The following is a 19,243-nucleotide window of genomic DNA, read 5'->3' on the forward strand; positions in this document are numbered from 1 at the left end:
CCCGCCCCCGACCGCAGCCCGGCGGCCCCGCCCCCCCACCGGGGCGGCGCCGCCGGGCCGCGGCGCGTTTTGGGTCGGACGCGCCGTCCGGTCCGCCGGCGGCCCCGGACTACGCTGGGAGCGCCCGTCGCCGTCCGGAAGGGGGTCCGCCGTGGAGCACGAGGCCGCCGTCGACCCCGGACCGCCGGAGGAGCAGGCCCGCCCCCTCGCCGGGGCGGCCCCGTCCGAGCCGGTCGAGCACGTCGACGCGCACGACCGCCCGCTCGGCGTGGTGGACCGGGCCGAGGCGGCCCGGCGCGGACTGCTGCACCGCCTGGCGACCACCGTCTGCCGCGACCCGGCCGGCCGGTACCTGGTGTACCGGCGGCCCCCCTCCGCCCCCCGCTTCGCCGGGCTGTACGACGTGATGGTCGGCGGCGCCGTCGCCGTGGGGGAGGGGTACGCCGAGGCCGCCGCCCGGGAGCTGGCCGAGGAGCTCGGCGTCCTGGTGCCCGTCCGCCCGGTCGCCCGGTTCCTGGTGCGCGGCGCCCTGTGCCCGTACTGGCTCGGCCTGCACGAGGCCGTGATCACCACCGGGGTCCGACCGGACCCGGCCGAGGTCGCCTGGTGCGGCTGGATGACCGCCGTCGAGCTGGAGCGGCACACCGCCGCGCACCCGTACGTCCCCGACGGGCTGCTGGCGCTCGCCCGCTACCGGGCCGCCGCCGGGGCGCCCTGACCGCACGCCCGGCCGGTCGCCGGGCCGGACGCGCCCGCCCGGCCCGTTCACCCGTACGGCGGTACGCCGCCGCGCGGATCCCCGCCTCCCGTGCACACGATGGTGGGACACGTGGCCACCCACAGCCGGCTCCCGCGGCCGGCGGGAAGCGGGCAGCGATGGCTGGACGCATACGCGTCTCCGGGCTGGCCGGCGAACTCGCGGCCGAGTTCGCCGGGACGATGGTGCTGCTGCTCTTCGGAGCGGGCGTGGTGGCCCAGGTGGTCGCCGGCGGCGGCCTGACGAACCCGCCCGGCGGCCTCGGCAACCACGACAGCATCGCCTGGGCGTGGGGTCTCGGCGTCACCCTCGGCGTCTACGTGGCCGCCCGGCTCAGCGGCGCCCACCTCAACCCCGCCGTCACCCTCTCCCTGGCCGCCTTCAAGGGCTTCCCCTGGCACAAGGTGGCCCCGTACGCCCTGGCCCAGACGCTCGGGGCGTTCGTCGCGGCCCTGCTGGTGCGGTGGAACTACACCGAGGTGCTGGGCCGGTTCGACCCGGGGCACACCTTCAAGACGCAGATCGTCTTCTCCACCCTCCCCGGCAACGGCTCCACCACCTTCGGCGTGCACGAGTGGGGGGCCTTCCGCGACCAGGTGATGGGCACCGCGATCCTGCTGATCCTGGTCCTCGCGGTGACCGACCTCCTCAACACCCCGCCCGGCGCCAATCTGGCCCCGTTCGTCATCGGCCTCATCGTCGTCGCCATCGGCATGGGCTGGGGCACCAACGCCGGGTACGCGATCAACCCGGCCCGCGACTTCGGACCGCGGCTCGCCAGCTACCTCACGGGCTACCGCACGGCGTGGCGGGACCAGTGGGGGAACCTCTACTTCTGGGTGCCCATCGTCGCCCCGCTGATCGGCGGCCTGGTCGGGGCGGCCTTCTACCAGTGGGTCGTCGGGCGCTTCCTGCCCGAGGTCGAACCCGAGCCCCCCGGCCAGGTGCCCCTGCCCGACCGGCACTGAACCCGCCGGCACCGAACCCGGCGGCACCGAACCCGCCGGCACTGAACCCGCCGGCACCGAACCCACCGGCACCGGACCCACCGGGACCGGACCCACCGGGACCGGACCGGCCGGGGCAGCGAGCCCCGCAGGATCCCGTGAGACCCGGCGACAGCCCGGCTAGAGCCCGGAGAAAGGCGGCACCCATGGCGGACTTCGTCGGCGCGGTGGACCAGGGGACCACCAGCAGCCGCTTCATGATCTTCGACCACGACGGCAACGAGGTGGCCAAGCACCAGCTGGAGCACACCCAGATCCTGCCGCGCCCCGGCTGGGTCGAGCACGACCCGGTGGAGATCTGGGAGCGGACCAACGTCGCCATCCAGAACGCCGTCCGCTCGGCGGGCATCGCCGCCGCCGACCTCGCCGCCATCGGCATCACCAACCAGCGCGAGACCACCGTCGTGTGGGACCCGCGCAACGGCCAGCCCTACGGCAACGCCATCGTCTGGCAGGACACCCGCACCGACCGCATCGCCACCGCCCTGGAGCGCGACGGCCACGGCGACCTCATCCGCCGCCGGGCCGGCCTGCCGCCCGCCACCTACTTCTCCGGCGGCAAGATCAAGTGGATGCTGGAGAACGTCGACGGCCTGCGCGAGGCCGCCGAGAAGGGCCACGCCCTCTTCGGCACCACCGACTGCTGGGTGCTGTGGAACCTCACCGGCGGCCCCAACGGCGGCATCCACGCCACCGACGTCACCAACGCCAGCCGCACCATGCTCATGGACCTGGAGACCCTCGACTGGGACGACGAGCTCCTGGAGATCTTCGGCATCCCCCGCGCCATGCTGCCGGCGATCAACGCCTCCTCCCACCCCGAGGCGTACGGGCAGACCCGCACCACCCGCCCGCTGCGCTCCGCCGTCCCCATCACCGGCGTCCTCGGCGACCAGCAGGCCGCCACCGTCGGCCAGGTCTGCTTCGACGTCGGCCAGGCCAAGAACACCTACGGCACCGGCAACTTCCTGCTGCTCAACACCGGCACCGAGCCGGTCCGCTCGCAGCACGGCCTGATCACCACCGTCGCCTACCGCTTCGGCGACGCCCCGGCCGTGTACGCGCTGGAGGGCTCCATCGCTGTCACCGGCTCCGCCGTGCAGTGGCTGCGCGACCAGATGCGGACCATCACCGACGCCGCCGAGAGCGAGCGCCTCGCCCGCACCGTGGAGGACAGCGGCGGCGTCTACTTCGTGCCCGCCTTCTCCGGCCTGTTCGCCCCGTACTGGCGCTCCGACGCCCGCGGCGCCATCGTCGGCCTCGCCCGCTACCACACCAACGGCCACCTGGCCCGCGCCACCCTGGAGGCCATCTGCTACCAGAGCCGCGACGTGGTCGAGGCCATGGAGCAGGACTCCGGCGTCCACCTGGACGTCCTCAGGGTCGACGGCGGCGTCACCGCCAACGACCTGTGCATGCAGACCCAGGCCGACGTCCTCGGCGTCCCCGTCAGCCGGCCCGTGGTCGCCGAGACCACCGCGCTGGGCGCCGCCTACGCGGCCGGACTCGCCACCGGCTTCTGGCGCGACACCGACGAACTGCGCGAGCACTGGCACGAGTCGAAGCGGTGGGAGCCGCAGTGGAGCGACGAGCGGCGCGAGGAGGGCTACGCGGGCTGGAAGAAGGCCGTGCAGCGCACCCTGGACTGGGTGGAGGTCGAGTGACGCCCGGCCCCCGCCCGCACCGCCCGCCCGCACCGCCCGCCCGGGCCGGACGCCCGCACCCCGCCACTGCGGCGGCCCGCGCGCCCGCCCGCACCGGCACCCGCCGCACGAACGCCCCCACGAGCGACCCCACGAGGAGCTGACCCATGGTGAAGCCGGTGGCACTCTCGCCCCAGACCCGCGCCGACGCGCTCGCACGCCTCGGCGAACGCGAACTCGACATCCTCGTCGTCGGCGGCGGCGTGGTCGGCGCCGGAGCCGCCCTCGACGCCGCCACCCGGGGCCTGAGCACGGGCCTGGTCGAGGCCCGGGACTGGGCGTCGGGCACCTCCAGCCGCTCCAGCAAGCTCATCCACGGCGGCCTGCGCTACCTGGAGATGCTCGACTTCCGCCTGGTCGCCGAGGCCCTGCGCGAGCGCGGCCTGCTCATCCAGCACCTCGCCCCCCACCTGGTGCGGCCCGTCCCCTTCCTCTACCCCCTGCAGCACCGCGTCTGGGAGCGCCCCTACGTCGGCTCCGGCGTCCTGCTGTACGACACCATGGGCACCACCTCGGGCACCGCCCGCGGACTGCCCCACCACCGCCACCTCACCCGCCGCGGGGCCCTGCGGGAGGCCCCCGCGCTGCGCTCCGACGCCCTGGTCGGCGCCGTCCAGTACTGGGACGCGCAGGTCGACGACGCCCGCCACACCATGCTCATCGCCCGCACCGCCGCCGCCTACGGCGCGCTGATCGCCAACCGCGCCCGGGTCTCCCGCTTCCTGCGGCAGGGCGAGCGGGTGGTCGGCGCGGTCGTCACCGACCTGGAGACCGGGACCGAGCACGAGGTCCGGGCGAAGCAGGTGATCAACGCCACCGGCGTGTGGACCGACGACACCCAGGGCATGGCCGGCACCCGCGGCCAGTTCCACGTCCGCGCCTCCAAGGGCATCCACCTGCTGGTGCCGCGGGACCGCATCAACTCCCGGACCGGGCTGATCCTGCGGACCGAGAAGAGCGTCCTGTTCGTCATCCCCTGGGGCCGGCACTGGATCATCGGCACGACGGACACCGACTGGGACCTCGACAAGTTCCACCCCGCGGCCAGCGCCAAGGACGTGCGGTACCTGCTCGACCGGGTCAACACGGTCCTGGTCACCCCGCTCACCCCCGAGGACGTCGAGGGCGTCTACGCCGGCCTGCGGCCGCTGCTGTCCGGCGAGGCCGCCGAGACCAGCAAGCTCTCCCGCGAGCACCTGGTCGCCCACCCCGTGCCCGGCCTGGTCGTCATCGCCGGGGGCAAGTACACGACCTACCGGGTGATGGCCAAGGACGCCGTGGACGAGGCCGTGCGCGGCCTGGACGAGAAGGTGCCGGAGTGCACCACCCGCAGCGTGCCGCTGCTCGGCGCCGACGGCTTCCAGGCGCTGTGGAACGCCCGCCAGAACCTCGCCCGCGAGTCCGGCCTGCACGTGGCCCGCCTCGAGCACCTCCTGCACCGCCACGGCTCCCTCGTCCACGAGGTGCTGGACCTGGTCGCCGCCGACCCCTCCCTCGGCGACCCGCTGCCCAGCTCCGACGACTACCTGCGGGCCGAGGCCGTCTACGCGGTCACCCACGAGGGGGCCCGGCACCTGGACGACGTCCTCGCCCGCCGCACCCGCATCTCCATCGAGTCCTGGGACCGCGGCGTGGACGCGGCCCGGCCCGTCGCGGAGCTCATGGCCGGGCACCTCGGCTGGGACGCGGCGCAGGTGGAGCGGGAGGTCGACCACTACCTCAAGCGGGTGGAGGCCGAGCGCGAGGCGCAGGAGCAGCCCGACGACCACACCGCCGACGCGGCGCGCCTCGGCGCCCCGGAGATCGTGCCGCTCGCCTGACCGGCCCCTCCCGGCAGCCCCCGCCGGGCCGCCCCGCCCGACCGGTCCGGCACGGACCCTCCCGCCCGTGCCGGACCGCCGCACGCCGCCGCAGGCCGGTCCACGCCGCCGTGCGGTACCGCCCGGCGGCCGCCCCGGCTAGGGTGCGGCCAGCGGCGCGCGACCCGCGCCGTCCCCGCACCCCACTCCTCACGGAGGCGAACCCGGTGACCACCGCCACCGACGCCCTCACCGCCCTCGCGTCCCGCGCCGCCGCCCTGGACGCCGCCGACCCGCTGGCCGCCCTGCGCGACCGGTTCCTGCTGCCCGAGGGCGTCGTCTACCTCGACGGCAACTCCCTCGGCGCCCTCCCCGCCGCCGTCCCGGCCGCCCTGGAGGACGCCGTCCGGCGCCAGTGGGGCACCGACCTCATCCGGTCCTGGAACGACAACGGCTGGTGGCAGGCCCCCCAGCGGGTCGGCGACGCCGTCGGCCGCCTCCTCGGCGCCGCCCCCGGCCAGGTGCTGGCGGGGGAGTCCACCAGCGTCCAGCTGTTCAACGCCCTCACCGCCGCCGCCCGGCTGCGCCCCGGCCGGCCCCTGCTGCTGACCGACCCGGACCAGTTCCCCACCGACCAGTACATCGCCGACTCCGTCGGCCGCCTGCTCGGCCTGGAGGTGCGCCGCGTCCCCGCCCGGGAGCTGGCCGCCGCCCTGGCCGCCGACGGCGACCGGGTCGCCGTCACCGTGTACGGCCCGGTCGACTACCGCACCGGCGAGCTGTACGACGTCGCGGCCCTCACCGCCGCCGCCCACCGGGCGGGCGCGCTCGCCCTGTGGGACCTGTGCCACGCCGCCGGCTGCCTGCCGCTGGAGCTGGACGCCCACGGGGTCGACCTCGCCGTCGGCTGCGGCTACAAGTACCTCTCCGGCGGCCCCGGCGCCCCGGCCTTCCTGTACGTCGCCCACCGGCACCAGGACGCCTTCGACCAGCCGCTCACCGGCTGGAACGGCCACGCCGAGCCCTTCGCCATGGAGGGCTCCTACCGGCCCGCCCCCGGCATCGGCCGCGCCCGCGTCGGCACCCCGCCGATGCTGTCGCTGCTGGCGCTGGAGGCGGCGCTCACCGCGTTCGACGGCGTGGACACGGTGCAGGTGCGGGCCAAGAGCGTCTCGCTGACGGAGTTCCTCCTGGAGTGCGCGGACCGGCTGCTGGACGGCCTCGGCTTCACCGTCGCCACCCCGCGCGAGGCCGACCGCCGCGGCAGCCAGGTCTCGCTGCGCCACCCCGACGCGTACCCGCTGGTGCAGGCCCTGGCCGCGCGGGGTGTCATCGGCGACATGCGGGCGCCGGACCTGGTGCGCCTCGGCGTCAACGCGCTGTACGTCTCGCACGCCGACGTGCTCGCGGCGGTGCGGGAGCTGCGGGAGGCCGCGGTCTCGGGTGAGTACCGCGACGAGCGGTTCCGGCGGCGGGCCGCGGTGACCTGACCGGCCCGCCCCGCCGGCCGGGCCGGCGGGCCCCGGCCTCAGCCCGCCTCGACGCGGCAGGACCGGACGGCGTCGGCGGCCTCGGCCGACGCCGCCTCCGGGTCGCCGCGGCGGACGGCGGCCACGATCCTGCCGTGGTCGACGTACCGGTCGGCGGAGAGGACCGGGCCGACGTCGCGGCGCAGGTACGCGCGCAGGACCTCGCCGAGGTCCGCGTAGAGCGCGGCCAGCACCTCGTTGTGGGCGGCGGCCACCACGGCCTGGTGGAAGGCGGCGTCGGCCTGCACGAACGCCTCGGGGTCGCCGGAGCGCCAGCCCTCCTCCCGCCGCCGCAGCGCGGTGTCCAGCAGGTCCAGGTCGCGCTCGGTGCGGCGGCGCGCGGCCAGCCCGGCGGCCGACGCCTCCAGCGCCTCCCGCAGCTCGGCCACCCGGTCCGGGTCCGCCTCGGAGAACCGCCGGTGCATCACCCCCGCGAGCTCGCTGGTGGCCAGCACGTAGGTGCCCGAGCCCTGCCGGATGTCCAGCAGTCCGTTGTGCGCCAGGGCCCGGACGGCCTCGCGGACGGTGTTGCGGGCCACGCCCAGCTGCTCCACCAGTTCGGCCTCGGTCGGGATGCGCGAGCCGACCGGCCACTCGCCGGAGGTGATCTGGGCGCGCAGCTGGGCGATCACCTGGTCGGACAGCGGTGTGCGCCGGGCGGACGACAGCACCATGGGACTCCCTCCGGGGGGGCGGGCCTTCCCGCCGGTCCCCACATCATCCATCAGCCGCTCGGGCGGCCAAGTCATCCCATCATTCTATGATGGGGTTATGTCGACCGCCGCAGACCGCACCACCGACGGGCCCGGCCCCGCCCGCACCGGCCCCGCACCCGCCCCGCAGGACCGCCTCGCCGACCCCCGTGCCGCGGGCGCCCCCGCCCCCGGCGCCCGTGCCCGGGACGACCGGCACCGGGGCGCCCCGGCCCCCGCCGTCGGGCCCCGGGGCGGCCGTCGGCTGCGCCTGCTGCTCGTCGCCGCCGTGGTCGCCGCCGCCTTCAACCTCCGCCCCGCCGTCACCAGCCTCGGCCCCCTGCTGGAGCGGGTCCGCGCCGACCTCGGCATGAGCGCCACCCTGGCCGGACTGCTCACCGCCGTCCCCTCGCTCTGCTTCGCCGTCTTCGGCCTCGCCGCCCCGGGCCTCGCCCGCCGCATCGGCCCGGCGGCCGTCCTGGCGGCGGGCATGGGCGCCGTCACCGCCGGACTGGCGGCCCGCGCCCTCGCCGGCGGCACGGCCGTCTTCCTCCTGCTCAGCGCGGTCGCCCTGGCCGGCATCGCGGTCACCAACGTGCTGATGCCGGTGGTCGTCAAGCGGTACTTCCCCGACCGGGTCGGACCCATGATGGGCCTCTACTCCATGGCGCTGTCGGCCGGCACCGCCGTGGCCGCCGCCGTCACCGTGCCCCTCACCTCCGCCCTCGGCGGAGGCTGGCGGGCCGGCCTCGGGGTGTGGGCGGCCGTCGCCGCCGTCGCCCTCGCGCTGTGGCTCGCGGCCGCGGCCGCCGACCGCCGCGGGCCCGCCGCCCCGGGGGCCCCGGCCGCCGGACGCGGCCTGCGGCTGCGGCGCAGCCGCACCGCGTGGGCGCTCGCCGTCTTCTTCGGCCTGCAGTCCACCGGTGCGTACGCCACCATGGGCTGGCTGCCGCAGATCTACCAGGACGCCGGCATCTCCGCCGGGACGTCGGGCGTGCTGCTCGCCGTGACCATGGTGGTCGGCGTCCCGGTCTCCTTCCTCCTGCCCTCGCTGGCGGCCTCCCGCCCCGACCAGCGGCTCTTCGTCGTCCTCCTCGGCTCCTGCGGCCTCGCCGGGTACGCCGGCCTCGCCCTGGCGCCGGCCGCCGCGCCCTGGCTGTGGGCCGCCCTGGCCGGCCTGTCGAACTGCGCCTTCCCGCTCGCCCTCACCATGATCGGCCTGCGGGCCCGCAGCGCCGCCGGGGTCGCCGGGCTGTCCGCCTTCGCCCAGAGCCTCGGCTACCTCATCTCCATCCCCGGGCCGGTCCTGGTCGGCGCCCTCTACCAGTCCACCGGCGGCTGGCACGCGCCCGTCGGGCTGCTCGCCGCGCTGATGCTGCCGCAGATGGCGGTCGGCCTGCGGGCCGCCCGCGCCCGCCACGTCGAGGACGAGGTCCCCGCCTGACCCGCCGCGCCGGGGCGGCGCCCCACACGCCGTCCCGGCGCGGGGCCCGACACGCCGCCCCGGTGCGGGTGCCGGGCCCGTGCAGTGCGACACTCGGACCATGCCCGTGCTCGAACCGAACCCCACCGACGGCCAGCGCAAGCTCCTGCTGATGTTCGCGGCCATCGCCGGCATCCTGATCCTGGTGGCCGTGATCGCCACCATCGCCTCCCGCATGGGCTGACACCCACGGGTGGCGCGGGCCCGAGCACCGCGCCGACCCCGGCGATTTCTGGAAAGCTGAGCGCATGAGCGTCGACACGCCCCGCAGGATCATCGTCCTCCGGCACGCGAAGGCCGACTGGCCGTCGGTGCCCGACCACGAGCGGCCCCTGGCCGACCGCGGCCGGAGGGACGCCCCCGCCGCCGGTCGCTGGCTGGCCGGCGCGGGGATCAACCCCGGACTCGTCCTCTGCTCCACCGCGCTGCGCACCCGCGAGACCTGGAAGCTCGTCGCCCACGAGCTGCCCAAGCGGTCCCGGCGCACGGTCTACGAGGACCGCCTGTACGAGGCCAGCCCCGGCGAGATCGTCGCCGTCCTCCAGGAGACCCCCGACGAGGTCTCCGACCTGCTGCTGGTCGGCCACAACCCCGGCGTGCAGGGCCTCACCGAGGTGCTGGCCGGCGACGCGGCCGAGGGCGACGCCCTGGTGCGGCTGCGCCGCGGCGGCTTCCCCACCGCGGCGGTCGCGGTGCTGTCCCACACCGGCTCCTGGAAGACGGTCGAGCCCGGCTCGGCCCGCCTCGTCGCCTTCCACGCCCCGCAGGACGACTGACCGCCCGCATCCCCGGGAACGGCGGCGGCCCCCCGCCCGCGCGGTGAGCCGCGGGCGGGGGGCCGCCGGTGCGTGACGTGCGGGGAGCCGGGTCAGCCGTCCACGGCGTCGGCCGCCTCGACCTCCTCGCGGGTGATGCCCAGCAGGTAGAGCACGGTGTCCAGGAACGGCACGTTCACGGCGGTGTCGGCCGCCCGCCGCACCACCGGCTTGGCGTTGAAGGCGACGCCCAGGCCGGCCGCGTTCAGCATGTCCAGGTCGTTGGCGCCGTCGCCGATCGCGACCGTCTGCTCCAGCGGCACCTGCGCCTCCTCGGCGAAGCGCGCCAGCATCCGCGCCTTCCCGGCCCGGTCGACGATCCCGCCCACCACCCGGCCGGTGAACCGGCCGTCCGCCACCTCCAGGGTGTTCGCGGCGGCGAAGTCCAGCCCGAGGCGCTCCACCAGGTCGTCGGTGACCTGCGTGAAGCCGCCGGAGACGATCCCGACCTGGTAGCCGAGCCGCTTGAGGGTCCGGATCAGGGTGCGGGCGCCCGGGGTCAGCCGCACCTCCGCGCGGACCTTCTCCACCACCCCGGCGTCCAGGCCCGCCAGCAGCGCGACCCGCGCCCGCAGCGACTCGGCGAAGTCCAGCTCGCCGCGCATCGCCGCCGCCGTCACCGCGGCGACCTCCTCCTCGCAGCCCGCGTGGGCGGCGAAGAGCTCGATCACCTCGTCCTGGATGAGCGTGGAGTCCACGTCCATCACCACCAGCCGCTTGGCGCGCCGGTGCAGCCCGGCCCGGACCACGGCCACGTCCACCTTCTGCACGGCGGCCTCGGCCGCCAGCGCGGTGCGCAGCTCCTCGGTGGGCACGCCGGACACCGCCAGCTCCACGGCCGTCACCGGGTACTTGGCCAGGCGGAACACCCGGTCGATGTTCCCGTCGAGGTCGGTGATGCGGGAGGTGAGCGCGGCGACGGCCCCGGCGGTCAGCGGGTGGCCCAGCACGGTGACGTGGGAGCGGCCCTCGCGGCGCGGCCGGTTGTCGCCGGTGCCGGAGATGATCTCGGCCTGCAGCCTGCGGTCCTCCGCCCAGCGGTGCACCGTCGAACGCAGCTCGCCCTCCGCGCCGGGGGAGCCGCCGGACGGCGGGGTGACCAGGGCGCAGAGCGTGATCCGCCCCCGGGTCACGACCTGCTCGATGTCGATGACGTCGACGCCGAAGCCGGCGAGCGTCGAGAAGAGGCCCGTGGTGATGCCGGGCCGGTCCTTGCCGAACACCTTGACCAGCAGGGTCCGGGGCTGCGGCGCCGGTTCGGGGAGGGGCTCAGCGGCCGGGAGCGATGCGTTCATGGTGCTCACCACGCTACCGGGCGCGCATCGTGCGCCCCGCTCCCCGTCCGCTCCGTGGACGCCCCCGGCGCGCCCCGCCGCGCGGGTGGGTCACCCCTGCGGGTCGCGGCCCGGCGGGTGCGGCGGCGGAGGGGGCGCGGCGGTGGGGCCGTCGGCGTAGGGGTTGAAACCGCCGTCCGCCAGATACGGGTTGTGCGGGTGCGCGTCCGGCGCGCGGTGCTCGGGCAGGCCCCCGTACGCGGCCGCCCCGCCCCCGCCCCCGCTCCCGCCGGGAGCCGTCCCGTCCGCGGGCGTCTGCGGGACCGGACCGGCCGGCGGCACGGCCTGCCCACCGCCCGCCTGCCCGCCGTCCGCCTGCCCGCCGCCCGGTGCGGTGGCCGCGCCCGGTGCCGCCGCCGGACGCCTCGCCGCGGCGAACCGGTCCACCAGCAGCCACCCGGCGAACCCGGCCACGGCCCCCCACACCAGCCCGTACAGCGCCGCCAGGGGCAGGCTGCCCCCCAGCGACGCCTTGGCGCCGAACGCGTCGAAGCCCAGCACCGACAGGCTCGCGTCCACCGAGACCTCCGACAGCGCCAGCCCCGCCGGCACCGCCACCGCCAGGCCCAGACCCAGCCGCAGCGCCGCCGCCGCGGCCTCCCGCAGCGGCGCCGGGGGCGGCGGCTCCCCGACCCGCCCGCCGGGGCCCCGCCCCCCGGGGACCGGTCCGGCGACCGGGGTCCGCACGGCGGCCAGCACCCCCGCGAGCAGGAGCAGCAGCCCGATCGCCACCGGCAGCACCCACAGCGACCCGTCCAGCTCCCGCAGCCGTCCCAGGGTGACGTCCTGGGCCGTCCCGGCGCTCAGCAGCCGGTCCAGCGGGGCCGGGACGACGTGCGCCAGCGCGCCGGTGGCCTGGCCGGTGAGCGTCATCCCCAGCGCCACCGGCACGGCCAGGCCGATGCCGTTGGGCGTGGCCAGCAGCGCGCCGCCCGCGGCGGTGGCGGGGCTCGACCCCTCGGTCAGGGGGAGCACCACGGCGGTCCCGACCCCGGCCACCACCGCGACCAGCAGCACTGTCCCCAGGGCGGAGGCCACCGGCCGCACCGTGCGGTGCAGCGCCTCCCACCCGCGCGGCAGCGGCGTGCGGCGGGAGACGGCGAGCGCCAGCACCAGGACCGCGAGCACCCACAGCAGTCCGGCGAGCAGGGTGGGGCCGGTCCGCACCGAGTAGCCGACGGTGGCGGTGGGCTTCGCGATGCCGCCGACGATGCCGCCGAGCTTCCCGGGGTCCAGCAGCCCGCCGAGCCCGCCGTCGTCCCCGCCGCCGCTCCCCCCGCCCGCGCCGGTGAGCCTCCCGACGTCCAGCGTCGTGGTGTCGTCGCCCGCCCAGCACAGCAGCCCGAGCACGGCGAGGAAGCAGACCACCGTGACGACGGCCCGGTACGCCAGCTCCCACGGCGGCACCTCCGCCCGCCGCCGCAGCGGCTGCACGAACAGCCGGCCCAGCACCGCGGCGCCCACGAGGGCGACGCCCAGCGGCATCACGTCCAGCGCGGTGTGCGCCCCCGCGACCCCGCCCGCGCCGAACACCCCGGCCGAGCCGACGGGGGTCACCGAGCCGCCGGCGCCCAACGCCACCACGGCCGCGGTCATCGGGCCCAGGCGGGCGTACCCGTCGGCGCCCAGCAGGTGCAGCCCCAGCGCCGCGGTGCCCGCCATGGCCGTGAACGCCCAGCCCACGGCGGCCGCGGCCTGCACGGCCCACCGCACCCCGGCACTCCTGCCCATCGTGCCCCCGCTCCTCCGTCACCGGTGCCCCGCGACCCGCGGCGGCCGCCGCCGCAGGCCCCCTCCAGCGCACCGCCGCAGCGGTGCGCCGTCAACGTTGCCACACGGTCACAGTGTCCGCTCCGGGTTCGTCGCACGGTGATCGAGCTGGAATGATTCCCCCCGTCATACGCCATCCCTAGAATCCCCGCAGAGGGAACACCCGGGGGACTACGTGAGTGGGGCAGGCTGAAAGTGCCGCAACTCGTTCTTGAATTCAACGGGCGGAGCCGGACCCTGGAGTCCGGCCGCACGTACGCGCTCGGACGCGACCCGCAGTCGGACGTGGCGTTCGACGACGCGCGGGTCTCCTGGCGCCACGCCACCATCTCCCACGACGGCGGCAGTTGGCTGCTGGACGACCACGGCAGCACCAACGGCACCTACGTCGACGGCCGCCGCACCGCCCGCGCGCTGCTCGTGCCGGGCACCGTGGTCTGCCTCGGCAACGCCGAGAACGGGCCCCGCCTCTCCTTCACCGCGGTGCCGGGAGCGGTCGGCGTCGGTGCGGGGGAGTGGCAGGACGCGGGCGGCCACCGCCCGGCGCAGCCGCCCGCCGCCTGGGGACAGCAGGTCGGCGCGGGCCCGGCGGCGCAGCCCGGCTGGGGCGCGCCCCAGCAGGGAACGCCCGGCATGCCGCACCAGCAGGGCGCGGCGGCCTTCCAGGGGGGCGCACCGGTGCACGGCGGCGTGCCGCCGCAGGGCGGCGCGCCCTCCGGCCCGGGCGCGCAGGACACGGGGGTCACCCCGGTCTACGGCGACCGCAACCCCACCATGATCCGCAACCTTGCGCACGGCATGCGCACCGTGCGGATCGGCCGCTCGCTCGACAACGACCTGGTCGTCTCCGACCTCGGCGTCTCCCGCCACCACGCCGAGCTGCGGCAGCTCGCCGACGGCCGGTACGAGATCGTCGACCTGGACAGCCACAACGGCACCTACGTCAACGGCCAGCCCGTCCAGCGCCACGTGATGGGCCCCGAGGACATCCTCGGCGTCGGCCACTCCGTCTTCCGGCTGGTCGGGGACCAGCTGGAGGAGTTCGTCGACACCGGCGAGGTCTCCTTCTCCGCCCGCCACCTCACCGTCGAGGTCGACCACAAGGGCGCGAAGAAGGTCCTGCTCAACGACGTCTCCTTCGGCGTCCCGGAGAAGTCGCTGGTCGCCGTCATCGGCCCCTCCGGCTCCGGCAAGTCGACCCTGCTGCGCGCCCTCACCGGCTACCGCCCCGCCGACCGCGGCGACGTGCTGTACGACGGCCGCAACCTCTACAAGCAGTTCGCCGAGCTGCGCCAGCGCATCGGGCTCGTCCCGCAGGACGACATCCTGCACAAGGAGCTCACCGTCCGCACCGCGCTCAAGTACGCGGCCCGGCTGCGGTTCCCCGGCGACACCCAGGAGGCCGAGCGCGCCGCCCGGGTCGACGAGGTGCTGTACGAGCTGCGCCTGGACAAGCGCGCCGACAACCGGATCACCGCCCTCTCCGGCGGCCAGCGCAAGCGCGTCTCGGTGGCGCTGGAGCTGCTGACCAAGCCGTCGCTGATCTTCCTGGACGAGCCCACCTCCGGCCTGGACCCGGGCATGGACCGCGAGGTCATGCAGATGCTGCGCGGCCTCGCCGACGACGGCCGCACCGTCCTGGTCGTCACGCACTCCGTCGCGGAGCTGGCCCTGTGCGACCGGCTGCTGGTGATGGCGCCGGGCGGCTCGGTGGCGTACTTCGGGCCGCCGGACGAGGCGCTCCACTTCTTCGGCTACGAGGGCTGGGCCGACGTCTTCCAGGCGTTCGAGAACTACCCCGACCACGACTGGGCCGGCCGCTACCGCGGCTCGGTGCACTACCAGATGTACTCGGCCGACGTGGAGGCCGTGGCCCCGCAGTCCGCGCCGATCGTGCAGGAGCAGTCGCGGCCGCCGAAGCCGCAGAGCTGGGGCTCCCAGCTGGCGACCCTCACCCGCCGCTACCTGTCGGTGATCGCCGCCGACCGCGGCTTCCTGGCGCTGTGCGCGATCCTGCCCGTGGTGATGGGCGCGGTCAGCCTCGCGATCCCCGCGAAGTTCGGCCTGCTGCCCGCCAACCCGCCGGTGAAGGACGGCCAGCCGCAGTTCAACGTGGACGCCGCGACCGTGCTGCTCATCGTGGCCGTGGGCACGGTGTTCACCGGTGCCGCCAACTCGGTCCGCGAGCTGGTCAAGGAGCGGGTCATCTACGAGCGCGAACGCGCCACCGGCCTGTCCCGCTCCGCGTACGTCATGTCCAAGATCCTCACCCTGGGCGCGCTCACCGCCGTCCAGTCCGTCGTGCTGGCCCTGATCGGCCTCGGCACCCGCGACCTGCCCGCCGGGGGCGTGGTCCTCGGGGGCAGCCCGCTGGCCGAGATGACCCTGGCGGTGGTGCTCCTCGGCCTCACCAGCATGATGCTCGGCCTGGTGATCTCCTCCCTGGTGAAGACCTCGGAGAAGACGATGCCGCTGCTCGTCCTCGTCGCCATCGTCAACGTGGTCTTCTGCGGCGCGCTCTTCCCGCTCTTCGGCGCGCCCGGCCTGGAGCAGCTGGCCTGGCTCGCCCCCGCCCGCTGGGCGGTCGGCGCGCTCGGCGCCTCGGTCAGCCTGGGCGCGATCTCCCCGCCGCCGGACGGCAAGGACGGGAGCACCGACCCCCTGTGGGACCACGACCTCGCGTCGTGGGCCCTGTCCACGGGCGCGCTGGTCGTGCTCGGCCTGGTCTGCGCCTTCCTCGTGGTCCGGCTGCTGCGCCGCCACGAGCCCGAGGTGATGCGCTCGCGCTGACCCGCGGTCCGGGCGGCCGCGTCCGCACGGACCGGCACGTCACGTCACGACACGGCCCGGCCCGTGCGGCGAGGCCCCACGGCACGGCGGCACGGCGGAGGGCGGCACCCCGGTCGGGGTGCCGCCCTCCTGTGCCTCCCGGGGCGGGATCAGTACCAGTTGTGGGCCTGCCAGAAGCTCCAGGCGCCGCAGGGGCTGCCGTACCGGGAGTTCATGTAGTCCAGGCCCCACCTGATCTGGGTGGCGGGGTTGGTGCGCCAGTCGGTGCCGGCGGAGGCCATCTTGGAGCCGGGCAGCGCCTGGACGAGGCCGTAGGCGCCGGAGGAGGCGTTGGTGGCGCTCGGGTTCCAGCCGCTCTCGCGGGAGACGATCTGCGAGAAGCACGCGAACTGGCCGGCGTCGCCGATGATCTGCCGGGCGACCTGCTGCGGGCTGCCGCCGAGGACCGGGCGCTGCTCGGAACGGCTCGCGGCCGCCCGCCGGGCGGCAGCCCGGCGCTCCGCGGCGCGCTCCGCGGCCCGCTCGGCGGCGGCGCGGGCCTCGGCCCGGTCGTTGGCCGCGGCCTGCACGTGGGCGCGGTGGGCGGCGGCCCGCTTCGCGGCGGCCCTGCGGGCCGCGGCGCGCTCGGCCGCCCGCTCGGCGGCGGCGCGGGCCTCGGCCCGGTCGTTGGCCACCGCCTGCACATGGGCCCGGTGGGCGGCGGCCGCCGCCGCGCGCTTCGCGGCGCGTGCCTGCGCACGGGCCTCGGCGTCGGCCTTCGCCGCCAGGTGCGCGCGGTGCTCGCTGCGGCCGGCCGCCCGGTCGGCGCCGCCGGTCCTGGCCTCTGCCTGCCGGCGGGCGTCGGCGTCCTTGCGGGCGCTGTCGGCGCCGGCCGCCGGGGAGGCGGCGGTGGCGGTGGAGGCCTCGGCGGCGGAGGCGGTGTCCGGGCCGTGCTGCGGGACGACCAGCGCCAGGGCGGTGGCGGCGGCGACGGCTCCGGTGGAGGCGCCGACGGCCAGGAGGTTGCGTCGGGACGGCGTGCGGGACATGCGGCAGGTCCTCTTCGGTAGGGTCCGGCCGCCCGGGGAGGGGCACGGGGTGCCCGCGTCCGGGTCGGCGGCCGGCGCACCAGGAGGGGATCCGTCGGTGCGTGCGGAAGGCGCTGGGGGTGCCACAGCGCCAGGCGACCCGGTCATTCTTGGCAGGCCGTCCCGGACCGGGCAAACAGGTCTCCTACGATGCCCGGTAGGAGGTCGGCGTCCCGGACGCGGGCCGGTCCGCGGCCCTCCCCGGTGTTCCCGGCCCTGCGAAAACGGGGGAGACCGGCCCTCCGGGCCGTCGTTCGGCGGGGTGGGGGAGGCTGCCGGGGCGGATCCGCAGGCGGCGGCCGCCCGGAGGCATCGTGGGGCTTTTGATGCGGTATGCACGGTTTTTCGCCCTACTATCGCGTGTCGTACGGGATCCGGTGCCTGTGGGGGGCCTCACAGCGCCGCCCCGGCCGTGCGGCCCTGTGATCCGAGGCCCTCACGCTCCGCGTCCGCGCCCCCGTCCGCACCCCGCCCGGGTCTCCCCGCCGCGCGCGGGACCGCATCCCGGCGGGGGCCCGCCGCGCAGCCCGGGCCCACCGTCCTGGGTCCGCGGTCCCGGCCCGCCCGCCCCCGCGGCCCGACGCCCGGCGGTACCGTGGCCGCATGCCGACCCCGCCCCCCGCCGACCCCGGGCCCCCGCCGCCCGTGCAGCACTGCGGCTGCCCGCCCGCGGACCCCTGCCTGGCCGGCATCGAGGCCGTCAGCGGCGCCGTCCTGGCGATGAGCCGCCGCCTGGAGGTCGGCGAGGTGCTGCGGCGCATCACCGCCTCCGCCCGCAGCCTCCTCGGCGCCCGGTACGCGGCGCTGGGGGTGCCCGACGACCACGGCGGCTTCGCCCAGTTCGTGGTGGACGGCGTGAGCGAGGAGCAGTGGCGCGCCATCGGTCCGCTGCCCCGGCAGCACGGCGTCCTGGCCGCGATGCTGCACGAGGCCGTCCCGCAGCGGCTCGCCGACGTGCGCCGCGACCCCCGCTTCGAGGGCTGGCCCGACGCCCACCCCGAGATGTCCGACTTCCTCGGCGTGCCCATCACCGACGGCGACGAGACCGTCGGCGCGCTCTTCCTCGCCGACAAGCAGGGGCCGCACGGCTTCACCGACCACGACGAGGAGCTGGCCCGCATCCTCGCCGCCCACGCCGCCCTCGCCCTGACCAACGCCTGCCTGTACGAGCGCAGCCGCGAACTCACCCTGGCCGGCGAGCGCGCCCGCATCGCCCACGAGCTGCACGACGCCGTCTCGCAGAAGCTCTTCTCGCTGCGGCTCACCGCCCAGGCCGCCGCCGCCCTGGTCGACCGCGACCCGGCCCGCGCCCGCGGCGAGCTGGCCGAGGTGGCCCGCCTCGCCGCCGAGGCCGCCGACGAGCTGCGCGCCGTGGTCGTCGAGCTGCGCCCCGCCGCGCTGGACGAGGACGGGCTGCTCCCCACCCTCGCCTCCCACGTGGAGGTGCTGAACCGGGCCCACGCCGCCCGGGTCGCCTTCACCGCCGACGGCGTGCGGGCGCTGCCCGCCGCCCAGGAGGAGGCCCTGCTGCGGGTCGCCCAGGAGGCGCTGCACAACGCGCTGCGCCACTCCGGGGCCGCCTCCGTCTCCGTGGAGCTGCGCGGCACGCCGTCCCGCGGCGCCGTGCTGCGGGTGGTGGACGACGGCCGGGGCTTCGACCCGGCCTCCGTGCGCCGGGCGGGGCGCCGGCTCGGCCTGGTGTCGATGCGCGACCGGGCCGCCGGCGTCGGCGGCTCGCTGACCGTGGAGTCGGCCCCCGGCAAGGGGACCGCCGTGGAGATGGAGGTGCCCGGTGGCTGACGGGAACGGCGGGCGCCCCCGCATCCGGGTGCTGCTGGTCGACGACCACCAGGTGGTCCGGCGCGGCCTGCGCACCTTCCTGGAGGTGCAGGACGACATCGAGGTGGTGGGGGAGGCCGCGGACGGCGCCGAGGGCGTCGCCCGCGCCGAGGAGCTGGCGCCCGACGTGGTGCTGATGGACGTCAAGATGCCCGGCACCGACGGCATCGAGGCGCTGCGGATCCTGCGCGAGCGCGGACTGCCCGCCCGGGTGCTGGTCGTCACCAGCTTCGCCGAGCACCGCACGGTCGTCCCCGCCCTCCGGGCCGGCGCGGCGGGATACGTGTACAAGGACGTCGACCCGGACGCGCTCGCCGGGGCCATCCGCGCCGTGCACGCCGGCCACGTGCTGCTCCAGCCCGAGCTGGCCGGGGCGCTGCTCGCCGACACCGGCCCGCGGGTGCCGCAGGGCCGCGGCGGCACGCTGACCGACCGGGAGCAGGAGGTGCTCGGCCACATCGCCGACGGCCGGTCCAACCGGGAGATCGCCCGCGCGCTGCACCTGTCCGAGAAGACGGTGAAGACGCACGTCTCCAACATCCTCATGAAGCTGGACCTCGCCGACCGCACCCAGGCCGCCCTCTGGGCGGTGCGCAACGGCGCCGCCGACGGCCCGTGACGTGCGCCCGGACCCGTCCCGACCCTTCCCCTACCGATG

Annotated in this window: 15 protein-coding genes; 11 read left to right on the forward strand and 4 right to left on the reverse strand. The window is 76.6% G+C overall.

Annotated features, from left to right (window positions below):
* Positions 1-151: 151 nt before the first annotated feature.
* From ACFY07_RS09250 to kynU, 5 genes are all read left to right on the forward strand, one after another.
* Positions 152-718 (forward strand): NUDIX domain-containing protein, encoded by a 567-nt coding sequence (locus tag ACFY07_RS09250; RefSeq protein WP_390868089.1) that lies wholly within the window; start codon positions 152-154, stop codon positions 716-718.
* A gap of 158 nt (positions 719-876) precedes the next feature.
* Positions 877-1,725, forward strand: a complete 849-nt coding sequence (locus ACFY07_RS09255; RefSeq protein WP_390868090.1) for an MIP/aquaporin family protein — start codon at positions 877-879, stop codon at positions 1,723-1,725.
* A 185-nt stretch (positions 1,726-1,910) separates the two neighbouring features.
* Entirely contained in the window at positions 1,911-3,428 is a 1,518-nt protein-coding gene (gene glpK / locus ACFY07_RS09260; RefSeq protein WP_390868092.1) for a glycerol kinase GlpK, read from the forward strand.
* A gap of 146 nt (positions 3,429-3,574) precedes the next feature.
* Positions 3,575-5,287, forward strand: coding sequence for a glycerol-3-phosphate dehydrogenase/oxidase (locus ACFY07_RS09265; protein WP_390868093.1), 1,713 nt, complete (start codon positions 3,575-3,577; stop codon positions 5,285-5,287).
* 206 nt (positions 5,288-5,493) lie between these two features.
* Positions 5,494-6,756 carry a kynureninase gene (gene kynU / locus ACFY07_RS09270; RefSeq protein WP_390868094.1) on the forward strand — a complete coding sequence of 421 codons (1,263 nt, stop codon included), beginning with the start codon at positions 5,494-5,496 and terminating at the stop codon, positions 6,754-6,756.
* 38 nt (positions 6,757-6,794) lie between these two features.
* On the opposite strand, the gene ACFY07_RS09275 is transcribed toward kynU, so the two are convergent.
* On the reverse strand, positions 6,795-7,469 hold the full coding sequence (locus ACFY07_RS09275; protein ID WP_390868123.1) for a FadR/GntR family transcriptional regulator: 675 nt from the start codon (positions 7,467-7,469) through the stop codon (positions 6,795-6,797).
* A gap of 97 nt (positions 7,470-7,566) precedes the next feature.
* Here ACFY07_RS09275 and ACFY07_RS09280 point away from each other — a divergent pair, with 97 nt between their 5' ends.
* The 3 genes from ACFY07_RS09280 to ACFY07_RS09290 all read left to right on the forward strand — a co-directional run bounded on the left by ACFY07_RS09280 (position 7,567) and on the right by ACFY07_RS09290 (position 9,746).
* Positions 7,567-8,931: an MFS transporter gene (locus tag ACFY07_RS09280; protein WP_390868095.1), complete on the forward strand. Its 1,365-nt coding sequence runs from the start codon at positions 7,567-7,569 to the stop codon at positions 8,929-8,931.
* A 100-nt stretch (positions 8,932-9,031) separates the two neighbouring features.
* Positions 9,032-9,154 (forward strand): SGM_5486 family transporter-associated protein, encoded by a 123-nt coding sequence (locus ACFY07_RS09285; RefSeq protein WP_255744193.1) that lies wholly within the window; start codon positions 9,032-9,034, stop codon positions 9,152-9,154.
* A 64-nt stretch (positions 9,155-9,218) separates the two neighbouring features.
* Entirely contained in the window at positions 9,219-9,746 is a 528-nt protein-coding gene (locus ACFY07_RS09290) for a histidine phosphatase family protein (RefSeq protein WP_230651536.1), read from the forward strand.
* 92 nt (positions 9,747-9,838) lie between these two features.
* Here ACFY07_RS09290 and serB read toward each other — a convergent pair whose 3' ends face one another.
* Positions 9,839-11,080, reverse strand: a complete 1,242-nt coding sequence (gene serB, locus ACFY07_RS09295) for a phosphoserine phosphatase SerB (RefSeq protein ID WP_390868096.1) — start codon at positions 11,078-11,080, stop codon at positions 9,839-9,841.
* Between the two features lie 90 nt (positions 11,081-11,170).
* On the reverse strand, positions 11,171-12,850 hold the full coding sequence (locus tag ACFY07_RS09300) for a streptophobe family protein (protein ID WP_390868097.1): 1,680 nt from the start codon (positions 12,848-12,850) through the stop codon (positions 11,171-11,173).
* Positions 12,851-13,084: 234 nt separating this feature from the next.
* Here ACFY07_RS09300 and ACFY07_RS09305 point away from each other — a divergent pair, with 234 nt between their 5' ends.
* Positions 13,085-15,679 (forward strand): FHA domain-containing protein, encoded by a 2,595-nt coding sequence (locus ACFY07_RS09305; protein WP_390868098.1) that lies wholly within the window; start codon positions 13,085-13,087, stop codon positions 15,677-15,679.
* Between the two features lie 149 nt (positions 15,680-15,828).
* On the opposite strand, the gene ACFY07_RS09310 is transcribed toward ACFY07_RS09305, so the two are convergent.
* Entirely contained in the window at positions 15,829-16,707 is an 879-nt protein-coding gene (locus ACFY07_RS09310; RefSeq protein WP_390868099.1) for a transglycosylase SLT domain-containing protein, read from the reverse strand.
* 759 nt (positions 16,708-17,466) lie between these two features.
* Here ACFY07_RS09310 and ACFY07_RS09315 point away from each other — a divergent pair.
* Positions 17,467-18,546, forward strand: coding sequence for a GAF domain-containing sensor histidine kinase (locus tag ACFY07_RS09315; RefSeq protein ID WP_390868124.1), 1,080 nt, complete (start codon positions 17,467-17,469; stop codon positions 18,544-18,546).
* Positions 18,539-19,204, forward strand: a complete 666-nt coding sequence (locus tag ACFY07_RS09320) for a response regulator (protein WP_390868100.1) — start codon at positions 18,539-18,541, stop codon at positions 19,202-19,204. The genes ACFY07_RS09315 and ACFY07_RS09320 overlap by 8 nt, the downstream gene beginning before the upstream one ends.
* Positions 19,205-19,243 lie beyond the last annotated feature (39 nt).

Source organism: Streptomyces sp. NPDC001380 (assembly GCF_042895785.1).
GTDB lineage: Bacteria > Actinomycetota > Actinomycetes > Streptomycetales > Streptomycetaceae > Peterkaempfera.

Excerpts from the sequence above, each read along its gene's own strand:
- ACFY07_RS09255 (WP_390868090.1), top strand. The coding sequence starts at position 877 with ATGGCTGGACGCATACGCGTCTCCGGGCTGGCCGGCGAACTCGCGGCC.
- glpK (WP_390868092.1), top strand. The coding sequence starts at position 1,911 with ATGGCGGACTTCGTCGGCGCGGTGGACCAGGGGACCACCAGCAGCCGC.
- ACFY07_RS09265 (WP_390868093.1), top strand. The coding sequence starts at position 3,575 with ATGGTGAAGCCGGTGGCACTCTCGCCCCAGACCCGCGCCGACGCGCTC.
- ACFY07_RS09275 (WP_390868123.1), bottom strand. The coding sequence starts at position 7,469 with ATGGTGCTGTCGTCCGCCCGGCGCACACCGCTGTCCGACCAGGTGATC.
- ACFY07_RS09280 (WP_390868095.1), top strand. The coding sequence starts at position 7,567 with ATGTCGACCGCCGCAGACCGCACCACCGACGGGCCCGGCCCCGCCCGC.
- ACFY07_RS09285 (WP_255744193.1), top strand. The coding sequence starts at position 9,032 with ATGCCCGTGCTCGAACCGAACCCCACCGACGGCCAGCGCAAGCTCCTG.
- ACFY07_RS09290 (WP_230651536.1), top strand. The coding sequence starts at position 9,219 with ATGAGCGTCGACACGCCCCGCAGGATCATCGTCCTCCGGCACGCGAAG.
- serB (WP_390868096.1), bottom strand. The coding sequence starts at position 11,080 with ATGAACGCATCGCTCCCGGCCGCTGAGCCCCTCCCCGAACCGGCGCCG.
- ACFY07_RS09300 (WP_390868097.1), bottom strand. The coding sequence starts at position 12,850 with ATGGGCAGGAGTGCCGGGGTGCGGTGGGCCGTGCAGGCCGCGGCCGCC.
- ACFY07_RS09310 (WP_390868099.1), bottom strand. The coding sequence starts at position 16,707 with ATGTCCCGCACGCCGTCCCGACGCAACCTCCTGGCCGTCGGCGCCTCC.
- ACFY07_RS09315 (WP_390868124.1), top strand. The coding sequence starts at position 17,467 with ATGAGCCGCCGCCTGGAGGTCGGCGAGGTGCTGCGGCGCATCACCGCC.